Origin of the sequence: Streptomyces sp. NBC_01335, assembly GCF_035953295.1 — a bacterium.
Lineage (GTDB): Bacteria > Actinomycetota > Actinomycetes > Streptomycetales > Streptomycetaceae > Streptomyces.
In genome coordinates this window covers 60,080-79,062 of record NZ_CP108371.1, presented here as the reverse complement: position 1 = coordinate 79,062, position 18,983 = coordinate 60,080, and the positions used below count along the sequence as shown (strand labels likewise).

General features: G+C 71.6%; 17 protein-coding genes and 1 pseudogene. 5 read left to right on the top strand and 13 right to left on the bottom strand.

The genetic code is table 11. From position 1 onward, the window contains the following. The first annotated feature begins 694 nt into the window (after window positions 1-694). A complete protein-coding gene (locus tag OG599_RS34910; RefSeq protein WP_327180383.1) occupies window positions 695-1,627 on the top strand; it encodes an LLM class flavin-dependent oxidoreductase in 933 nt (310 codons plus the stop codon). Between the two features lie 423 nt (window positions 1,628-2,050). Here OG599_RS34910 and OG599_RS34905 read toward each other — a convergent pair whose 3' ends face one another. Then, window positions 2,051-3,718 (bottom strand): replication-relaxation family protein, encoded by a 1,668-nt coding sequence (locus OG599_RS34905; RefSeq protein WP_327180382.1) that lies wholly within the window; start codon window positions 3,716-3,718, stop codon window positions 2,051-2,053. Window positions 3,719-4,531: 813 nt separating this feature from the next. Between OG599_RS34905 and OG599_RS34900 the strand changes: the two genes are divergently transcribed. Beyond that, window positions 4,532-4,867: a hypothetical protein gene (locus tag OG599_RS34900; RefSeq protein WP_327180381.1), complete on the top strand. Its 336-nt coding sequence runs from the start codon at window positions 4,532-4,534 to the stop codon at window positions 4,865-4,867. 195 nt (window positions 4,868-5,062) lie between these two features. Here OG599_RS34900 and OG599_RS34895 read toward each other — a convergent pair whose 3' ends face one another. Together OG599_RS34895 and OG599_RS34890 are read right to left on the bottom strand one after the other, a co-directional pair. Beyond that, window positions 5,063-5,305 carry a hypothetical protein gene (locus OG599_RS34895; RefSeq protein ID WP_327180380.1) on the bottom strand — a complete coding sequence of 81 codons (243 nt, stop codon included), beginning with the start codon at window positions 5,303-5,305 and terminating at the stop codon, window positions 5,063-5,065. Next, complete coding sequence (locus tag OG599_RS34890) at window positions 5,302-5,706, bottom strand: hypothetical protein (protein ID WP_327180379.1); 405 nt, start codon at window positions 5,704-5,706, stop codon at window positions 5,302-5,304. Before OG599_RS34890 ends, OG599_RS34895 begins: the two co-directional genes overlap by 4 nt. On the opposite strand from OG599_RS34890, the pseudogene OG599_RS34885 reads away from it, so the two are divergent. Further along, window positions 5,693-6,160: pseudogene (locus tag OG599_RS34885) on the top strand (HNH endonuclease family protein); the annotation flags it as partial. The gene OG599_RS34890 and the pseudogene OG599_RS34885 overlap by 14 nt on opposite strands. An 80-nt stretch (window positions 6,161-6,240) precedes the next feature. Here OG599_RS34885 and OG599_RS34880 read toward each other — a convergent pair. After that, window positions 6,241-6,816: a hypothetical protein gene (locus OG599_RS34880; RefSeq protein ID WP_327180378.1), complete on the bottom strand. Its 576-nt coding sequence runs from the start codon at window positions 6,814-6,816 to the stop codon at window positions 6,241-6,243. Between the two features lie 417 nt (window positions 6,817-7,233). Beyond that, on the bottom strand, window positions 7,234-7,689 hold the full coding sequence (locus tag OG599_RS34875; RefSeq protein WP_327180377.1) for a lamin tail domain-containing protein: 456 nt from the start codon (window positions 7,687-7,689) through the stop codon (window positions 7,234-7,236). Between the two features lie 197 nt (window positions 7,690-7,886). Between OG599_RS34875 and OG599_RS34870 the strand changes: the two genes are divergently transcribed. After that, window positions 7,887-8,402 (top strand): DUF6233 domain-containing protein, encoded by a 516-nt coding sequence (locus OG599_RS34870; protein WP_327180376.1) that lies wholly within the window; start codon window positions 7,887-7,889, stop codon window positions 8,400-8,402. 63 nt (window positions 8,403-8,465) lie between these two features. Here the strand turns inward: OG599_RS34870 and OG599_RS34865 are convergent, their stop codons facing one another. The 5 genes from OG599_RS34865 to OG599_RS34845 form a co-directional block, all read right to left on the bottom strand. Continuing rightward, on the bottom strand, window positions 8,466-8,906 hold the full coding sequence (locus OG599_RS34865; protein ID WP_327180375.1) for a hypothetical protein: 441 nt from the start codon (window positions 8,904-8,906) through the stop codon (window positions 8,466-8,468). Between the two features lie 29 nt (window positions 8,907-8,935). Beyond that, entirely contained in the window at window positions 8,936-10,474 is a 1,539-nt protein-coding gene (locus OG599_RS34860) for a restriction endonuclease fold toxin-2 domain-containing protein (protein ID WP_327180374.1), read from the bottom strand. Between the two features lie 328 nt (window positions 10,475-10,802). Further along, entirely contained in the window at window positions 10,803-11,675 is an 873-nt protein-coding gene (locus tag OG599_RS34855; protein WP_327180373.1) for a hypothetical protein, read from the bottom strand. Further along, the gene (locus OG599_RS34850; protein WP_327180372.1) at window positions 11,672-12,574 is read right to left on the bottom strand and encodes a sigma factor-like helix-turn-helix DNA-binding protein; all 903 of its coding nucleotides are present in this window, start codon (window positions 12,572-12,574) and stop codon (window positions 11,672-11,674) included. The genes OG599_RS34855 and OG599_RS34850 overlap by 4 nt, the downstream gene beginning before the upstream one ends. Continuing rightward, window positions 12,571-12,864 (bottom strand): hypothetical protein, encoded by a 294-nt coding sequence (locus OG599_RS34845; protein WP_327180371.1) that lies wholly within the window; start codon window positions 12,862-12,864, stop codon window positions 12,571-12,573. Before OG599_RS34845 ends, OG599_RS34850 begins: the two co-directional genes overlap by 4 nt. Before the next feature lie 640 nt (window positions 12,865-13,504). Between OG599_RS34845 and OG599_RS34840 the strand changes: the two genes are divergently transcribed. Next, window positions 13,505-14,203, top strand: a complete 699-nt coding sequence (locus tag OG599_RS34840; protein ID WP_327180370.1) for an HNH endonuclease family protein — start codon at window positions 13,505-13,507, stop codon at window positions 14,201-14,203. Window positions 14,204-14,378: 175 nt separating this feature from the next. On the opposite strand, the gene OG599_RS34835 is transcribed toward OG599_RS34840, so the two are convergent. From OG599_RS34835 to OG599_RS34825, 3 genes are all read right to left on the bottom strand, one after another. Beyond that, window positions 14,379-14,798, bottom strand: coding sequence for a peptidase inhibitor family I36 protein (locus tag OG599_RS34835; RefSeq protein WP_327180369.1), 420 nt, complete (start codon window positions 14,796-14,798; stop codon window positions 14,379-14,381). 706 nt (window positions 14,799-15,504) lie between these two features. Beyond that, the gene (locus OG599_RS34830) at window positions 15,505-17,688 is read right to left on the bottom strand and encodes a HEAT repeat domain-containing protein (protein ID WP_327180368.1); all 2,184 of its coding nucleotides are present in this window, start codon (window positions 17,686-17,688) and stop codon (window positions 15,505-15,507) included. Then, entirely contained in the window at window positions 17,678-18,886 is a 1,209-nt protein-coding gene (locus tag OG599_RS34825) for a replication-relaxation family protein (RefSeq protein WP_327180367.1), read from the bottom strand. Before OG599_RS34825 ends, OG599_RS34830 begins: the two co-directional genes overlap by 11 nt. Between the last annotated feature and the right edge of the window lie 97 nt (window positions 18,887-18,983).

Below are 18,983 nucleotides of genomic sequence, written 5' to 3'. Positions count from 1 at the left end.
GCATGAGGACGTCGTCCGCCGGGACGAGCAGCGGGGCCGGGCAGGATCATCTTGGCCGGCCCGGCCCCGCTGTCGTCGGGTCAGCCGAAGACGAGCGTGTCCTAGGCGAAGTCGGCCGGGGCCGGGGGGCGGGGGCGCCGACGGACCGGGCGGGCGGGCGATCTTTCAGCGGTCGGCCAGCTCGTCCTTCCAGCCCTTCGGCGGGGGCCACGGCACGCCCAGGCGGCGAACTGGTCTCGCCTCCAGCCGCCGGCGGGCGTGCGGGCTGCTTCGACCTCTTCGGGCGAGGGCAGGCCGGTCATGATCAGCGGCCGCCCATGAGGAACAGGGCCGACCTGAGGTTGGCGAGGCTCTTGCCCAGCTGCTCGCTGTCGGCCGCGACCGTTCGGAGTTCCGCGGCGGTCGTGGCCACCTCGGTCTTCACGTCGCCGTGCTCGACCGTGACCTTGTCGCGCTTGGCCAGGAGCTCCGGACTTCGGCGGTCTGCCCGAACGCCTGCGGGAGCCGCTCGACCAACGGCTTCAGCGCCTGGACGTGCGTCGGACGCCCGCGCGTGTGGCGTCCACAGGTCTCCCGGGATGCGACCTCACGATGCCCGTGCGCGCGTGCGCGCGTTGTCCATCCGGCGGCGACAGCGGTTGCGCTCTGCGCGCAAGGGGCTCGTCGGGCCGACCGGCGGCCTTACTCTCGCGGCATGGAATCCCCGGTTCTCTCCGTCCAGGCCCAGCCCCGTGACGCCGCGTCGTGGTCCGCTCTGGCCCGACGCCTGGAAGCGGATGGGTACGACGCGTTGCTTGCGGCCGACCATCCGGGCACCACGGCTTCGCCGTTCGTGGCGCTCGCGGCCACCGCAGCGGTCACCGAGCGCTTGGGCATCGGCTCCTACGTCTCCCAGGCGGGCGTCCGTGATCCGCTGCTGCTCGCGTCGGACGTGGCCACCCTCGACATGATGTCCGGCGGACGTGCGCGTCTGGCGTTGGGCGCCGGCCACACCCCTGCCGAGTGGGACATGGTGGGAGAGAGACGGCCCGACGTCGCGGGGCGCGTCCGGCGCTTCCTGGCTGTGGCCGAAGCCTGCCGCGCGCTCCTCGCCGAGGGGACGACCACCGTCGACCGCCCCGGGACACCGGCCTACCCGGCCCGGCTGACCGCTCCTCGCCCCGTTCAGCACCGGGTCCCCTTCACTTTCGGGGGCGGCAATACGGCCCTGTTGCGCTGGGCCGGAGCGCATGCCGACGTCGTGGGGCTGAGCGGGTTGGGCCGCACCCTGCCCGACGGACACATGCACGAGGCGCGCTGGGATGGCGCGGACATCGATCGTCAGGTCGATCTCATCGAGCAGGGGGCGGCTTCGCGGGCCGAGGCCCCGACCCGCGAAGCCCTCGTCCAACTGGTGAAAATCACTGATGACGCCGAGGGGGCGGCCCAGGAATACGCCCGGCTCATAGGCTGCGACGCGTCCGTGGTGCTCGCCTCGCCCTACGCGTGGATCGGCACCGTGGAGGAGATCGGAGCCGCGCTGACCGCCCATGAACGGCGCTGGGGCATCACCCGCTACGTCGTCCGCGAGGCCCACCTGGACGCGGCCGACCAGATACGCGCGCACTTCTCACGTACCGCCCGGTGAGCTGATTCAGCGGTCCGCCTCGGCCAGCACCGCGTCCGTAAGCGGCGGCCATACCTCGGCGGCCCACGGCCGAAGGCGCGGTACGTCAGGAATGATCCGCTCCTGCTCCTGGTCCCCCTTGTGGTGAGTACGCGGTACGTCGTGGTGATGTCGTCGGTGAACTCACCACGAAGGTCAGCTTTCTGGTGAGCACCGCTGGTCGCCTCGGCCCGGCGTAGCCTTCGTCCCTGATCGTGAGTCTCGAAGGGAGGGTGGATATGTTCGAGATCAACTGCCGTGGTGACGTGGGCTGGGGGCTGTACGAGGATGCGGACCTCGGCTGGGGCTGAACCAGCGGATGACGTGCGAGGGGCGGGGCCGGCGTGGTGAGTCGGCCCCGCCCGTCGCACGTTCGCATCGGTCAGGCGCTGCATGCCCGGTGAGTCATCCGCGGAAGCGGGAGAACCAGGTCCTGCTGGCTGCCTGCTCGGCTGGCGACTCGGCGTTCGGCTCGGAGAGTGCCCTGCGTACTTCTGAGGGTTGGTCCGCGCTCGGTGCGCTCGGTCCGAAGCTGTCGAGGTAGGCCTGGCTGTTGAAGTAGGCCTCTTCCTTCCGGACGCAGTTCTCGCACCAGGTCGGGTGGCTCTCTGCCCCGCCGGCGCTTTCGACCGCCTGCCACCGCTCGTCCGTGAACGGCGTCTTGCACTCGGGGCAGCGGGGACGTTTGGTGAAGCGCAGGAAGTGCTTCCGCTGGGCCCAGTCGGGGAGTGGCTCGGGGCGCTCCTGCTGGTCGGCCTGGTGGGCGTTGGCGACGGCTGTGTGCTTGCAGTTGTCGCACAGGTGCGGGTGGGAGTCCGTCGGGGTGCCCCAGTCCGTCGCCTGTGCCGTCTCCCACCGTTTGTCGGTGAACTTGGTCTCGCAGCTGGTACAGACGGGACGGCGTGCTTCCCGCTCGGCTGCCTTCTTCGCGGCCTGGTCCTGCGCCGCGCGCTGCACCTGGGCCTGGTACTCCGCCTGACGGGCCCTGGCCTCTTCTGCCTCGCGGGCGTCGGCGGCGTCGCGGCGTGGGTTGCCGATCGCGTCCAGGAGCGGCTGCATGTGGTCGCGGCCGAAGCGGAGGAACACGGCGCCGGCAGGTCCGTACTGCTGGAGGTTGGGCAGCACGACCGCGATGATCGGGATCTTCTGGTCGTAGAGGTGGTGGCCGCCGCGCTGCCGCTCCCCCTGCCACAGGTGACGGGTCAGCTCTTGCAGGCGCGGGACGGTGCGGTCGGGGTTGCGCTCGCCGAGGCGGTTGAACACGAACAGCACGGGCGGATGCGGTGTATCGCCGTACCAGCCCTGGGGGGCGGTCCAGCGGGTGCGCCACATCGGGCGCTCCCGGCCGTCGGTGTCCTTCGCGATGCGCCGGAAGAAGCGAGCGTACTTCTCCAGCTTGGCGGCGAGCTCCTCCGCGGTCTCGTGGCAGTTGTCGACCTCGATGAACAGCAGCGGCACACCGTCCTGCGGGGCGGTGAGCACGAGGTCGGCCTGGGCGCCGCCCTTGCCCGGTATGTTCCACGTGCCGGTCGCGGGCAGCGGGACCTCGGTCCAGTACGAGGCGATCGTGCCGATCCCGTCCGGTCCGTCGACGACGGCCTGGGCAGCGGCCCGGACATGCGGCGGATCGTCGGCGAGCCTGGCCAGGTCCGGCTGCGGGCGCAGCATCGCGATGACGGTCTCGTTGACGGCCATCGGGTGGGAGGCCCCGGTGGAGCCTGCGCCGCGTGCGGTGGAGCCCATCTCCGTCGCTGGGCGCCGTAGCTCGTAGGAGGCGGCTTCCAGGCCCTTGGGGGTCAGGTTGCGCAGGGTGTCGCCCGTCTCGGTGGAGCCGCCGTTCTCGGACAGGCCGTGCTTGCGCATGTCGGAGAGCGCGCCGGTGTGCGAGGCGGTGCGGGCCTGTTTCCGCTTCGACGGGGTCTCCTTGTCGGCGTGCCGGTGTGTCAGGTGCGGGGCGCCGATCCGCTGGATCTGATCCGCCGTCGCGACCTTCAGCGATCCGAGCACGCGCAGCACGTCGCCGCGGTAGCTGTTCGTCGATCCCGCCGGGTTGGTGATCCGCTTCCCTGCCATCAGCCCTGCTCCCTTTCCCTCGTTGCTCGCGACTGGTCGGCGGCCGACCGCCACGGCTGCGGCTGCCGGTGGCCGCGCCCGGCCGGGGAAGGCGTCCGGGCCCCCCGGAACCCGATGATCTCCTCAACTACGGACAACAAGAGGAGAGAAGAGGGTTGTGACGGCGCAGCTTTCGCGCCGTCACCGGCCCTGACAAGGGGTTTTCCTTCGGCAGCGGGTGCCGGGCACCAAAGGGGGTTCCCGAGGACCCTTCGAAGGGGGCGCCCAGGGAGTCCCCTTCGGGGTGCCCGGCACGGGTCGGCGTTCCGGGGTGATCGGCCCGGGCGGTGCCGCTGCCCGACCCTCGGGTGAGTGCTCGTCATCGTCTGCTCTCCTTCGCTGCCCCGGCCGGGGCGGTCGGGGCGAAGGAGCAGCGTGCACGGGCCCCTCTTGTCCGCGGTCTGACCGTGGCCGGTAGCGGACGTGGTCAAGGAGACACACGGCGGTGGTCGGGGCGGTGGCAGAGGTGGACAAGGGGTCAGGGCCGGGTTCGCGGTCGGGCCGACCACGCTGGACAAGGGGGTCCGGTTTGGCCCTTGCGGACCCGATTCGCCCCATCCGGTGGAGGAGGGAGAAATCGCTGGTCCCTGTCCACAGGCGGATCGTCCGAGGCTGCTGGGAGTCGTCGTGATCAGCGCGGCGCCACCCACCTGAGGAGACCTTCATGCCGTACCTGATCCCGTCCCGTACGCCTCTGACGCCCGAGCAGGTGGAGCGGGGCTTCGACTTCTCCTGGCGCTGCAGACGGGCGGCGGGACCTACGCCTCCCGGCGGGTGGAGGCGACCCCGGAGCTGGCGTTCATCCTGCTGCGGCTCGCCGAGGACATCATCTGGCCCGCCACGGCCGTGAACGGAGAGGACACCGATCCGTGTGCGGACTCCTTCGCCCTGGACGAGGTCGGGTGCCTACTGCTGTCCGCGCTGCGGGACTGGGCCCGGGACTCCCCCACCACGGCGTTGCTGGGCATCGCCCGCAGCATCATCCGGTTCACGGCGAACCTCATCCCGGACCCCGACCACCCGGACACCGCCGACACCCTGGATGCGATGCGCGACGAGCACTTGGTGCTGGCGCACGCCTTCCACAACGTACCCGGTGCGCACCAGTAGCCGCACCACCGCGCGCACCGGTGCGGTGATGCGCCCACCCGGTGCGCGCACCGAGTCCATCCGGAGCGCACCACGATGCGCACCACCACCGGTCATCCGGTGCGCCTCCACTCGGTGGGCGGTGCGCGCACCGGTGCGCCCGCTGCCCCGGAGATGGTGCGCGCCACCGCACCGGGTGCGCACCGCCGGGTCGGCTCAGTGGCCGGCCTCCCGGCCGCGGTGCGGTGCGGGCTCCTGCGGGCGGTGCGCCTGCTGACCGTCCGGGCGCACCGGGCGCACCTCGTTGGTGCCGGCCTGTGCGGTGCGGCGGGCCGCGCGGGTGCGGGCGTTCTCTCCCGCTGTGGTGAACACGTCCTGGAGGCGGCGCAGCCGGTCGGCCGTGAGGTCGAGGGCTTCCACGTCCGTGCGGGATTCCCGCAGAGCCCGCAGCGCCGTCATGTCGATCGCCTCGCGGGGCCCGCCTTCGGCCCCTGGTCGTCGTGCTCGGAGTCGGCCGGCTCGGGTGCGAGCAGCTGCTCGGGCATCGCCGCCTGCTGGTGGGCGACGACGTCGTACGCCCGGCCCCGCACGGCGATGGCGGAGGTGGTGCGCAGCTTCTCGCGGACCACCGCGCCGGCGAGGACGGCGCGCTCGTACTGGAGCGGGATGCGGGGGATCTCCCACTCCCCCGCGTCCTGGCCCGGGTGCCGTTGCGCGGCCGGGTCGCCGGGATCGGCCAGGGGCTGCCGGTCCTGGTCGGGCGCGAGGGCAGGTGGGCGGCGGCGGGCGGGAAGGTCGGACAGGGCCCACCGACTGGGGCGATGCTTGGCCGCCGCGTAGGGACACGACGGATGCAACACCCGCGAGGAAGTCCTCATCAGCGAAGCCGTCGGCGCACCCGAGGTCGGGCCGCGGTGCACAATCACCGGCGGGGGGGTCTGGTCGTCGTACTACGACGAGACCGCGGTGACCGGGGCGAGCGGGCTCGACATCGACCACATGGTTCCGCTCGCCGAGGCGTGGGAGAGCGGCGCCTCGGCCTGGACGGCGGCGCGACGGGAGGCGTACGCCAACGACTTGGGCCAGGCTTCGTTGCTGGTAGCGGTGACGGCCCGCTCTAACCGGTCCAAGAGCGACCAGGACCCGGCGGAGTGGCTCCCGCCGGCCGCCGGTGCCCTGTGCCGCTACGGCGCCGAATGGACCGCGACGAAGCTCCGCTGGGGACTGACCGTCGGCGAGCTCGAGAAGGACCGCCTCCTCGACATCGCCGCCGGCTGCAGCGACGAACCCGTCACCTTCACCCCGGCGCCCTGACAGGTTCCCGACGGCAAGCCCACCGGGCGCGTCGCCGCCCTTCCGTGGACCAGCCGCCGGGCCCCGCACGGAGATGTCGCTCAGCCACGCAGGGCGTAGCGGGCGAGGCGGGCGTGTGCCGCCTGCTCGCTGATGCCGAGCGCTCGGCCGATCGTCTCCCACTGTGCGTCGGCGGGATCGATCCGGAGCGCTGCCTCGGTGGCCGTGGTGGCCGCGAGGCGCTCCAGGCCGGCACCGACGCGCAGCGCGGCGAGCGGCTCCTCGCTCACGAGGGTCGCGAGGCGGCGGTCGAGCTGCTCAATCAGGGCGGCCAGGTCTGCCGGGACCGGGACGGTGCGGGCCCGGACCTCGGCGAGGTGGGTGTCCCAGTCGCCTTCCGGGCCGGTGGTGTCGTAGGCGTACGGGTGGCGGCTATCGGCGACGGTCCAGTCGAGCGGGTAGCGGGTGGTGCCGCGCCAGCCGCACGAACACGCCGCCCGGAGTTCAGCCGCTATCGGTGCGTCGAGGGTCCCGTCGTACACCCACCAGTCGGTGCTCCGGTGCACGGTCGGGCCGCTTCCGGCGTCGAAGTACACGGGCCCGGGCTCGGTGCCGTCGGCCAGGAGCACGCCGGGCTGGCCCGTGTGCTCCTGGCCGAACTCCTCGGACGTCCACATGGTGTTCCCTCCCCGGCACCGGCCGCGTGCTGGCGCCACCCTGGCGGCCCGCGTCGAGGACGCGGCACGGCGCACGGACAGCCGCCGGTGGCCAACGCACCGGCGAGTTGCCCCTGACCCTTCCGCACGAACTCCCGGCCCGACGGGTGAATACCCGAACCGGTGAACAGGCTCGGCGCCCAGCCCTGGAGCGGCTCGATGGGCGCGAGCCCAGCTGGCCGGGCCCAGGACGCCGAGCTCGCAGCGTTCTGCTCTGGTTCTGCTCCGATCCCCGCCGCCTCTGAACGGGTTTGCCCCCGAGTACGTGAGCCCTGCTGGTCGGCAGGTCGGGTCTGTGGCCGTACGGGCCGTCCCGCACGAGCGGGGGCACGCGTACGGGCAAGTCGGTGGCAGGCCGCCTTGCCCGTACGCGGAAGATCAGCAGTTCTTGTAATCGACCTTGGTGGAGTTGTACGAGCAGGTGTCCACCTTGGCGCCGGTGGACTTCTTGAGGGTGGCGGTGTCCTTGTCGTTGTTCCACACGTAGGCGGCCCTGCCCTGATACCGGCTGGTGGCGGTGTTGGTGCCCTTGCCGGTCCGGACGGTGACGGTCTTGCCCTTGCCGAGGGTGTAGGCGCCGAAGACGTACTTGTGGTTCGAGGCGTCGACCAGGGTCCAGCCCTTGAGGCTGACCGCGGCCGAGGTCGTGTTGCGGATCTGGACCCACTCGCCGTTCAGGCTCGTGTTGGAGCGGCTGTCCGAACCCGGGCTGTCGTAGTAGATCTTGTACAGGTGCACGGAGCCGGTCGCGGCCTGCGCGGGTACGGGCAGGGCCAGGAGGCCGGCGAAAGCCGCCGCGATCGTCGCGGCGGCCATGGTGCGGGTACGGAACATGTGCATCCCTCGTAGTCAGAGCCGGGCAACCCCCCATGCGGGCCCGGCAGACGATCACCGTACGAACCTTCCGGCCAAGGAGGCGCCCCTGTTACCGAACCGGGACGAAACGACGCAACGGAGCGCGGGGCGCCGCTGCTGTGCCGTCGGCTGAAGGTGACTGGCAACACGAGCGCAAATCGAACTAAATTAGAACGATGAATGGTGCGAGGCAGGAGGACACCGGCGCGACCGCGCGCGCGGGTTCCGTTCCGCCACGGGCCGACGGTCCGCTGGTCGGCGTGACGCTCCCGGACGGACAGCTGCTCTACGCCGTGGTGAAAGCCCGGCGGAAGGAAGCCGACGGCTCCTGGTGGTACGACCTCCAGATCCACGTCCCCAGCCAGGGCCACGAGCAGGGCCGGCTCCTGGCCCTGCCGGCCGCCGTCGACTTCCGGGCGCCCGCCTCCCTCTGCGCACCGGTCGGCGGACAGCCCTACGACCAGGTCCCCACCGAGCGGTACGGCGTCGAGCCGGTGTGGAAGGTCGAGGAGCCTGTGTATTTCGGCCCCGAGCCCGGTCCGGCCCGGATCGTGCACCGCGGGGACTGCCGAGCGGTCCGTGACGTCTCCCGCCCCGCGCCCACCGAACAGGCCCGCGCCGTTCTCGCCCGCCCCGACGCCGCCCCCTGCCAGACCTGCCGACCCGACCGGGTACTCGACCGCGCCCTCTGATCCAGCCCGCAGGCAGCGCCTCGGGCAGCGGCCTCGGCTGACGCTCTACTCCACGAGGGAGCGTCAGTCGAGGTCGCCCGCTTCGACGAGGTGGTCCATGAAGGCGGCGGCGACCCGCGGGCGGGTGGCGTCCGGGACCGGGGTGTCGGGAAGGTCGTCCTCCACACCCCATTCGGTGTTGAACACCATGGCTGCACCTGCGGGGATCACGTGGTTGCGCAGCCAGAGGGCGAAGGTGGCGGCTGTGCGGGCGGTGGCGTCTTTGACGGTGACGCCTTCGGGTTGCAGGAGGGCCATGGCTTCGAGGAGTTCGTCGTCGAGGGTGATCCCGAAGTCCATGGACGTTGCGGTGACAGGTCCGCCTTCGTCGATGCGGATGAAGGTGTCGGGGTCGCGGCGGCGCAGTACGGCTTCGAGGGCGGTGTAGGTCAGGTTCCAGGTCTGTCCGTCGGGCGGGGTGAAGATGTACAGGGTGCGCAGTTCGGCGATCGCGTCGGATTCCATGGTCCTGGGGTGCTCTCTGTGCGGGTGGGTCAGGGGACGTAGCGGGCGGTGCCCTTGACGCCGTAGGCGGCCATCATGATGCGCCAGTACTGGACGGAGTCCTGGTTGTTGGTGACGGTCTCGACGCCCCGCATCTCCTTGTTCCGCGGATCGTTGAGGGCGGCGGCGTATTTGGCGAGTTCGGAGCGGTCGGAGGCGTAGAGGAAGTCCTTCTTGCCCGTGGCGTGGTTGGTGCGGAGCTCTTCGAGGGAGCGGTAGCAGCGCTGGTTGGGTTTGTTGACGTACTTCGCTTCGACGGCCATGCCGTCGGTGTTGCGGAAGCCGTCGACCATGAGGGTGCTGTTCGCGCTGAGGCCGGGCGGTATGGGGACTTCGTACTCCGGGTAGCCGGCGACCCGTTTCTGGTAGGCGATCTCGGCCGGGCGGCCGCCGGAGACGTCGCCTGGGCGCAGGGTGTCCAGCCAGGTCTGGAAGGTGTGCTGCTGGGCGGGGGTGAGGGGCGGGAAGCGTGGGTCGGGGGGTGTGGCCGGGGGGATCGGCTGGACGCGAGGTCCGTTCGGCGGCCGGTAGACCGCCGGTATGAGGACGGGGAGGCGGATCAGGGGGGCCAGGAACGGCGGGAGTCCGGGCAGGGGGCTGTCGTGGTCGGGCTGGGGCATCGGGACCCGGGCCTTCGAGCTGTCCAGCGCGGGCGGGATCTTGCCCAGGGCCGCGATCCGCGGGTCTGACGCGATGAGCTCGTGGAGGCCGCCGTCGTGGCCGTCGCCGCCGAACCTCGGCTGCTCCCACGGCCAGAGGAACTCGCCGTCCAGGCCAGTCTGGTCGTAGGCGAGCTGCCGTTTCGCGGTCTCGACGTGGCCGGCGTAGGCGTCGCAGGCGTTGGCGAGCATGGTGCAGGCGACCGGGAGGTTGGCCATGAGGGTCTCCTGCTCGCCGACTTCGCCGGGCGGCGGGGTGCTGCCGACGAACTTCGTGAAGAAGTCCTCGACCGCGTCGGCGGCTTCGCCGGCTTGGCCGAGGGTCGCGGTCGTGCGGGCGGTGGTGGCGTCCCAGAAGGCGTCCGCGAGGATCTTCGACGCCTCCCGCCAGGCGGAGGCCGCACCGCGGAGCTTGTCGGGCTGGCCCAGGAAGCGTTCGTTGAAGAGGTACTGGTCCGCGCCGCTCGTCTCCCCTACCACCTCGGGGAGGTCCTCGGCGTTGTGGCTGGCGCGCGGGGTGCAGTCCGGGCCGGACGGCTGCGCGCCGATCTGCGGCCCCGGAGCGGACTGCCGCAGGAAGCTGGCGGCGGTCCGGCTCTCCTGCTTGAGGAACTCCTCCGACGCGTCGAGCAGAGCGTTCGCGCCGTTGGCCATGACCTGGTGGGCGAAGCCGGCCTTCTCGAACACCGTCTTCACCGACTCCTTGTACACGGCGGCGAAGGCCCGGCCCGCCTCACCGTCGCCCGCCATCCCTCCGGTGTCCTCCAGCGCGCTGAACAGCAGACCGAGCATCTCGTAGATCAGATCGCGCAGGCCCACCATCGCCCAGGACGCGTTGACGAAGTTCGCCGTCTGATGCCGAAGGTCCACGCTCTCCCCCGCATGATCCGTTTCAGAAACTCAGGGCACGCTACATGGGTCGCGACGGAGGTTGCCGCAGTGCACACGGTCATGGCCGGAAACCACAGCGCACTTCTCGTCAGGCGCGGCCAAGGGCTGCGGGTACGCCGAAGCGGCAGGCGGATTCGCCCCCCGGAATGACGAGCGGAGCCGCGTCGGCGCCGTGACGGCCTGCGCCGCCAGGTCGTCAGCGGCCCGCCGCGGTGCGAAGAGCTTCGCCAGTCGTCTGGCAGGCGTAGGCATCTGACGAGCAGACTCCCGACTCACGCGCGGAGGCCCGCGCGTGAGTCGTCCTGCACTACTTGTCAGCCTCGCCTCCGCCTGCGCGGGGGGCAGCGCATCGCGGCGGCGCAGACGAGGGCCGGGGCCGGCCGGTCCCCGTGCGTGCGGGGAGTAGGTGCCCGGCCCGGGGGGCGGGGCCGCTGCGGGAGTGGTTGGCGTTGCTGGGGTCTGGGTCGGGGCGGGCGGGGGCGTCGGCGGAGGGGGTGGGGGCGGTGGTGAGCAGGGTGCTGATCTTGTCGGCGAAGTCGTGGCCGGGCAGCGGGAGGTCCATGTCGGGCTCGCGGAGGTAGCCGGCGGCGACGGCGGTGGGGACGTAGGCCATGAGTTCGGTGACTTCGGCGGTGCGGACGCGGTCGGTCTGTTTGGCGAGCTGGCGCAGGATGCGCAGGAAGGTGGGGGTGCTGGGGTGGGGGTCGTAGTGCGGTTGTCCGGTGGGGGTGGGGTGCGGGGTCGGGGGGGCGGGGGCGTCGGGGTGGGTGTCGTCGGTCTGGCGGTGCCACCAGTCGGCGGTGGTGCGGTCTCCGCGGGCGAGGTGGTGGAGGTAGAGGCAGTAGGCGGCGGCGGGCTGGTCGGCGCCGGCGGCGTACTGCCACCAGAAGCGGGCGCCGTCGTCGGTGTCGGTGAGCTGGAGGACGCAGGCGAGGACGAGGGCGCTGGCCGGCTGGGGGACCTGGTCGGTGACGAAGTCGGCGACGGCCATGGCAGGGGTGTGGTGGACGACGGCCTCGCACAGGGCGCGCAGGTCTTCCGCAGCTGTGTTCGGCGGGGCGGGGTCGGGCGGAGGCGGGTTGTCGAAGAGGAGGGGTTCGTGAACGGGGACGACGTCGCGGGGCATGGTGCGGTCGCGGACCAGGAGGGTCCGGGAGAGGAGTTCTTCGATGCGGGTCACGGGGTGGTGTTCCCTTCGGTCTCGGTCGGCGGGCACAGGACGCTGTCCAGGTGCTGGACCGCGTAGCGTTCTTCGGACCGCACGGTGGCCAGGGAGGCGCCCAGGAGGCTGGAGACGCGCTCGGCGTCCATCCCGTGCAGGTAGCGCAGGACTATGACGTCGAGCTGGTGGTCGGGCAGCCGGCTGATCGCGCGGAAGGCATTGAGGCTCTCCTCGACCTGGCCGACGCGGTCGCTCTCGCTGACCAGGTCGCGTAAGGCGACGGTGTCGAAGACGGCTGGGCTGAGCTCGGGCCGCCCGTCCAGGTGCAGGGTCCTCGACATGACGCAGGTGCGCAGGACCTGCCAGGCAAAGTGACGGGTGTCGTGGCTGGAGAGGGCGTCGTCCCAGGAGAGCCAGAGGGCGTCGAAGGTGTCGGCGACGGCCGTGTCGCGCAGCTGGTCGTCGAGGAAGGTCTGGGCGTAGAGGGCGTAGTCGTCCGCGACGAGTTCGCGGAACGCCCCGTGGTCCAGGGGCGGTCCGCTGCGGGTGAGGACGGGTTTCCCGTTGGAGTTCTTGATCCAGTCCGGGGTTTTGTGGGCGTCGCGGGCGGCCTGTTGCCACAGCCGCTGGAGCGGCCACTGGGGAAGGTCGAGGACCTGGCCGAGGCTGTGCACGATGGACCAGCGGGGGTAGAGGCCCGCGCCGCGCAGCAGCTCGGAGAGCTTCGACTTGGCGAGGGGGACGCGGGTGCCGAGCTCGTTGAGGGTGAGCCCGCTGGTCAGGTACTTCCCGCGCATGGGGTCGAGCCAGGCGCGGTGGGTGCTGCCGACGCCGTCGACCACGGGGCCGAGCTTGCGGCCGGGGCGTGCGGCGGAGGACCGGGCCGGCGGCACCGGCGGGTCGGAGGGGGTGGTCACGGGGCGCAGTCCTCCTTCTGGTCCGGGACCGGTGTCACGCGGTGGCCGGAGGAGGGTTCCGTGTGTGCGCGGTGCTCGGGGACGGCCTGCTGCGCGACGCCCGGGAGGGCCGGGGCGGGGGCGGCGACCGCGTCCTCGTCCTGGCGCTCGGGGGTGACCCGCTGGACGACGACCGCGAGGACGGGAGCGAGGGCGGCGACCGCGTCCTCGCGTCCGAGCGCCGCCATCACCACGCCCCATCCCATGATCGTCGCGGTCGCCATGATGACGACGACCTGCTTTCGTTCCATCCTTGAACCCTTCGCGTGGGTGGCCGTTGGTGGTCTGACGTCCCATCCGGAAACGCCGTCAGAACCCCACCGGAGAGCGGGTGCCGTCCACTGCGCCGGTGAGGTCAACCAGCATGACCACAACACGAGTTGTGACGCCACGTGATCATGGATTCACGGAACAATGACCATCGGCCCGGGGCGCCGCGCGCACACCGGGCCGGTACCGCGCAGGGGCGGGCATCCCACATCAGCCACGCCTGCGCGTAGAAGTTCCCGGTTTTCCTTGCAAACCCGGCCCGCACGGCTACCAATGGACGTGAGGACACTTCGCGTGTCGGCCTTCCCATCCGGAAGGACCCGCTCCCGTGCCGACTGGGGCGGGCACGACCGCTCTCGCCTGACCCGTCCTAGGGGCCAGGCGAGAGCGGCTCCCCCACCGGCACCGGTACGGTCACCCGCCCGGCCGGAAAAAGGGGGACACCGGCGCGGAGCCATGGGAACAGGGATTCGCACGCCAGAGGCATCGTTGCACTCGCCACTGACAACACCCTCCGGCTTCGCCCGCGAGGCCCGTCGGCCGGTACGACTTACCTGCCCGACGGGTGACGGGATATCAGTCCGGGCCCGCGCGGCCCCGGGGTGCCGGTACACCAGCACCATGATCACTACCTCCGTACGTGCAGCCTTCGCCGCGGCGGCGCTCGCCGTACTCCCCTTCCTCGCCACCGCCCCCGCCGCCCAGGCCCAGGTCTCCCCCGCCGCCGGTGCTCCGATCCTGCGTGGCCCTCTGACACTGGTGCAGGCGATCAGGCAGATCCCCGTCGCCGACGAGCAGCGCGCGGGGTACAAGCGCGAGCTCTACAAGCACTGGAACCGCGGCCTCGACCCGGCCGACGGGTGCGACACCCGCCGCGAAGTCATCCTGTCCGAAGCCGTCGAAGCCCCTACCGTGGCCGCCGGGTGCAAGCTGAGCGGCGGTTCGTGGAGCAGTCCGTACGACGGCATCACCGTGACCGACGCCGGCGGCCTCGACGTCGACCACATGGTCCCGCTCGCCGAAGTCCACGACTCCGGCGGCTACGCCTGGACCCCGGCCCGCCGCGAGGCGTACGCGAACGACCAGGGATCCACGGTCACCCTGATCGCGGTCACCGCGAAGTCGAACAGGTCGAAAGCCGACAAGGACCCCGCCCAGTGGCTCCCGCCGGCCGACGGCTACCGCTGCCAGTACGCCGCCGACTGGACCGCCACGAAACTCCGCTGGCAGCTGACCGCCAACGACGCCGAGCAGACCGCGCTTCTCGGCCTCGCCGGAGAATGCCCGACGACCACCGTCACCTACGATCCCGCCCCGTAGCCGTCAGCTCCACGGCCTGCGATGCGGGGGCCGACGCGGTTACCCAGGTCTGCAACGAGACAGTGTGCTGCTGGACCGGAGGGGATCGACCGCCCGGAGCCGCCGGGCCCGAAGCCGGTTGGCCGGACCTCGCTTCGCCTGCCGCCGAGGAGGGCGGTCTGCCGCGACGAACGGCTCAGCCGCAGTCGTTGCGGTTGATGCGTAGGGAGCGGGTCTGGTCGTTGAGGTTGTAGCCGCGCAGGTCGTGGATGGAGCCGCCGCCCTTGGTGACGCACACCCAGCGACCGGAGTAGCCGTGCTTCTCGTACACCCGGGCCGTGCGTCCGCTGTTGTTGCGGATCGAGCTGCCCCGGTCGCGGATCGCGGAGGGCAGCTCCTTCACGCTGCCGTCGACGGCGCGCTTCACCCACGGCTGGCCGACGAAGTTGATTTCCGGGTAGATGCACACGTACCCGTCCGGGCAGTCGATCTCGGCGGCGGCCGGCGCGGAGTGCACCACGGCGGCCGTCGAGGGGGCGGCCAGCGCGGGCGTGCCCAGGGCAAGGAGGCCGAGCGCCAGGACGGTCGTCGTCATGCTGCGTTTCGATGTGATCATGAGGGCACGAAACCGCAGGCCGACGGCCTACGAACCTGAGACGGCATCCTGCTCACCCTCACGTGTACGGGCCCGCCCGGCAGAAACGATGCCCCCGCCCCGACGGGTTTCGCTGGGTGCGGCACGCCTGCGCAGAGCCCGCCCTCGGCTGCTTCCAGCCCAGCGGACCAGGCGGAGTCGCCGGTGCACTTCGTGGCGTTCGATCTGCTGCGGCTCTCGGGTACGGACACCACCTCCCGTCCGTACGAACGGCACCCGGGTCGCCTTGGAGGAGCTGTTCGCCATGCCTACCGCGCGTGGGCGTCAACCTCCAGGAGCAGAAGGTCGTAAAGAGGTCCTGCGGGCTCGTTGCGGCCGACCCCCGCAAAGCAGCCGCTCTGATGAGCAATTCGGTCAGGGTGTGGTCGTGACGGCGAAGGGGTCGCCGACACAGCCGCCGACCGGATCTCGGCGCTCCGCCGAGCACGGCTCGGCCCGGATCGTGCACCGCAGGGTCCGCGTCGCCTCCCGCCCACCGCCTCCGGCGAGGCCAGACCGACCCGGGTGCTGAACCGCTTCCCGTGAACCGCGCCCGGTAGGCGGAAACCCGGGCCGCTGTCTCTCCCCGTGGTGCACGTGCGGCGCCCTTTTGCGCCGCAGAAATGCCCGTGACGTAGGTCGCGTGCCGAACCGGACCTGCAGGCCCTGCACACCAGCGCGGCGGGACCTATTCCCCCCTGACAGGTGCCGGATCCGGATGGCCTGTCAGGCGCGCGAGGACGACACGGCAGGTGTGCTCGACCTCAAGGTCGATAGCGACGGCGCCTGACCACATCTGGTCGCCACGATGAGGTTGCGCAAGTGCGGCCTGGATCTGGGGCAGGGCGGGGCGTGCGGCTGTACCCATGCGGTCAAGGCAGGCGACGACGTGACGTGCGGTGGAGGCGTTGTCCTTCCAGGCGGCCAGCAGCGCCGGCACGACGACGTCGGCCTCGCCGGTGCCGCCTATGTCCCACAGGGCGGATGCGACGTGGACGAGAGTCCACGAGTCGTTCAGCACGGCCGAGCCGTTCTGCTCGTTGCGCGCGTTCTGCTCGACCAGCACGCTCAGGATCTGCCGCAGGCGCGGCAGGACGGCTGCGGCGCCAGGGCCGATGCGGCCGGCGAGCTCGATCGCGGGGACGCTCCGGTGGTCATCGAGGAGGGGCTGCAGCAGCGGCATGACGCTCTCGGGGCGGCGTTCGAGTTCCCAGACGGTGTCCACCGCAGCGGTGCGGAGGGAGACATCGTCTGCGTCGGTGAGCGGGCGGACGACGTCCAGGGCGGATGCGGCGCGGGGACCGAACGACGCGAGCGCCGTCAGGACAGCCTCCGCGGTACGCCATTGCTTGTGCCGGACGGCGGCTTGGACCGCTTCGGCGAGGGCGGGTACGGCCACCGGATCACCGAGCTTGGCCAGGGCTGAGGCGAGCGTCGTAGGGCTGACATCGGGCCACTCCCGGGAGGGGTCGTCGTCGGCGAGGCGCCGGACCAGCCGGGGCGTGAGTTCTGCGGCGCACTGGGGCAGATGGCCCACCGCGTCCAGGGCGCGCCAGGTATCGGTGTCGGTGTCCAGTGCGGTCAGCAGGCTGGGCAGGGCCCGTTCGTCCTTGAGCCCGGCGAGCGCCACGACGGCGAGTTGGTGGGCTCGGCGCACCGTGCGGTGCGGGCTCGCCCACGTATCCGGCCGGTGGGTGGTGACGTAGGTGGCGAGGGCTTCGTGGGCCGGTTCGGCGAGGGTGGCCAGGGAGCCGAGCGCCTCGGCCGCGGCCGCGGCGGTGTAGGCGTCGTCCGGGAGCAGGCAGTCGCCGATGAGCCGCACCAGGCCGGTGTGATCGCCCCGCAGGGAGGTGATCAGACTGCGTGCCATGTCGATGGCGTCGTAACGGGTCCCGGGGTCCGAGCTGCGCAGTTGCTCGGTGAGCAGAGCCGTTCGGGCATCGGCCCGCGCACCCAGGGCCGTGTGGAGAGCCGTCAGCAAAGGGGTGGTGGTCGCATGGACGCGACCGTGGCGTTCGAGATCGGCGAAGGCGGCCACAACGTGCCCGGGGGCGTCAGGGTCAGGGTCCGGCTCGGCCTCACACGCACACGGACCGGACGGATCCCGGTCCCCCTGCTCGTTCTCCTCGGGCGGGGGCGCGGGGGTGACCTGGCGGAGCAGTTCGATCGCGGTCGGCACCGTCTGGTCGTCGATGGAATCGGGAGCGCAGCGGGCCCGGTGGACGAGCGCAGCCAGACGGGTGTCCGGATCGGTGGTGTCGTTGTCGGCCAACGTATCGAGCCACGCCCGCGCCGGCGCGGCGGCTGTGGGCAGACGGATCGCCAGGTCGGCCATGGTCCGCACGACCAGACCTCGTTCAGCGGTCCCGGTCTCCTCCACGAGGCGGTTCCGCAGGAGCTCTGTCGCCCGTGAGGCGTCGTCCAGGAAGAGCCCGAGACCCTCGATGGCCGCCCGGCGCACCTGCGGGTCGGGGTCACTGGCGTAGGCGACGAAGGCGTCGGCGTGCTTGCGTATCAGGTTCGCGGTGTCCGGGTAGATCGTGGACTCTTCGCCGTCCTCGCCGCAGATGATGGCGTAGATCTCTTCGGCGTCGACCGCTTCCCGCCCGATGCTGAGCAGCAGCGCGACGACTTCCCCGCGGTCAGGAGTCGCCGGGTCGTCCGCCATCGCGAACAGGAACGGCACACTGGCCACCGTGCTCGAATACACGCTCCCTTGATGGAGCACGGCGCTGTAGAAGTTACCGAACGCTTCCCCGCGTACGTCGGGGTCGGGCGAGACCATGCCGCGCAGCCACCCCGGCACGTCGTCGGCCTTCCCGTAGGCATGCCCCAGGGACGCCCAGTCGGTCCTGTCCAAGTCATTGATCATGACCGGCACTATGCAGGGCAGCACTGACAGCGGCGGCTTCCCGCTGGCGCTGGGGCTCCTCGCTCCTGGAGTGTGTGCTGCTCTCGGGCATTGCGTTCGGTGCTGCGGTGTTGGTCGCGGAGGGTGAAGGCGCGGTGATTGTCGGGTTGTCGAGGGCGTGCTCGAGGGTCTGTCCGTCGGGGTGCCCGTAACGCCACCAGACGGGGCCGTGTGGGCCGTGCTGTCGGAGGAGGGTCAGGGTGGTGGCGATGACCGGGACGGTGCCGGTGTAGTCCTGGTAGCCGTCCCGCGCGCCGGACGCCGTGATGCCGTCGCTGTGCCAGTGGCCACGCCAGCTGTCGGCGGAGAGGTCGCGGATCGTCGTGATGCGGTTCATGGTCGAGGTCGGGCTGACGGTCTTCGCGAAGACGAGGGCGAGGGGCGGGTAACCGCCGCGGCCGGAGTCGCCCCACAGCGTCGACCACAGCGGCACGTCGCGGCCCTGGTGGTCCTTGACCGTGCGCTGGAAGAACCGCCGGTAGGACTGGATCTTCTGCGCGACCACGGCCGCCGGCTCGGTGTGGTTGTCGACCTCCACGAACAGGACCGGCACGCCGTCCTCGGGTGCGGTCAGCACCGCGTCGGCGCGCAGACTCCCCCGCGCCGGCGTCGTGAACGTCCCCGCGGTAGGGAGCGGGACCTCGGTCTCCCACCCGCGCAGATGCCCCAGCCCCCGGGGCCGCGACGGGAGGATCCGGCTCTGCCCCTGGGTGGGGACCAGGGTGGTGTTCGTACGGCGGGCGACGGGCGTGGTGGGCATCGGCGGGGACTGGCGGAACGCGTCGATCGTGTCCGTCACCGCGAGCGCGTGCGGGGCGCCGGCCTTCGCCGCGTCCCGGGCGGTGCCGCCCATCTCCTGTACCGGCCGCCCCACCTCCGACGCCGCCGACGCGAGGCCGGCCGCGGTCAGGTTCCAGAGGTCCCGGCGTACCGGCCGCCCGGCCGGGGACATGGACGAGGTCCGGCCGACCGACTCCACCAGGCCGACCGAGCGCAGGTCCTTGCACGCGTTGCGGACCGTCTGCGTGTCCGCGGTACCGGGCAGCACGAGCTGCCGCAACTGCTCCGCCGTTGCGACCTTCACGATCCCCAACGCGAGCAGCACCAGCCCTCGCGCCTTCGCCGTCGACTTGTACGGCCACGCGCTTGCCCCGCCCACACCAACCCACTCCCTCCCCGGCGCCTCCCGGCACCATGCCTCCGCGCCGACCGGGCCCCGGGCAGGCGCCCACCGAGCCGCCCCGGGCCCCTCGCTC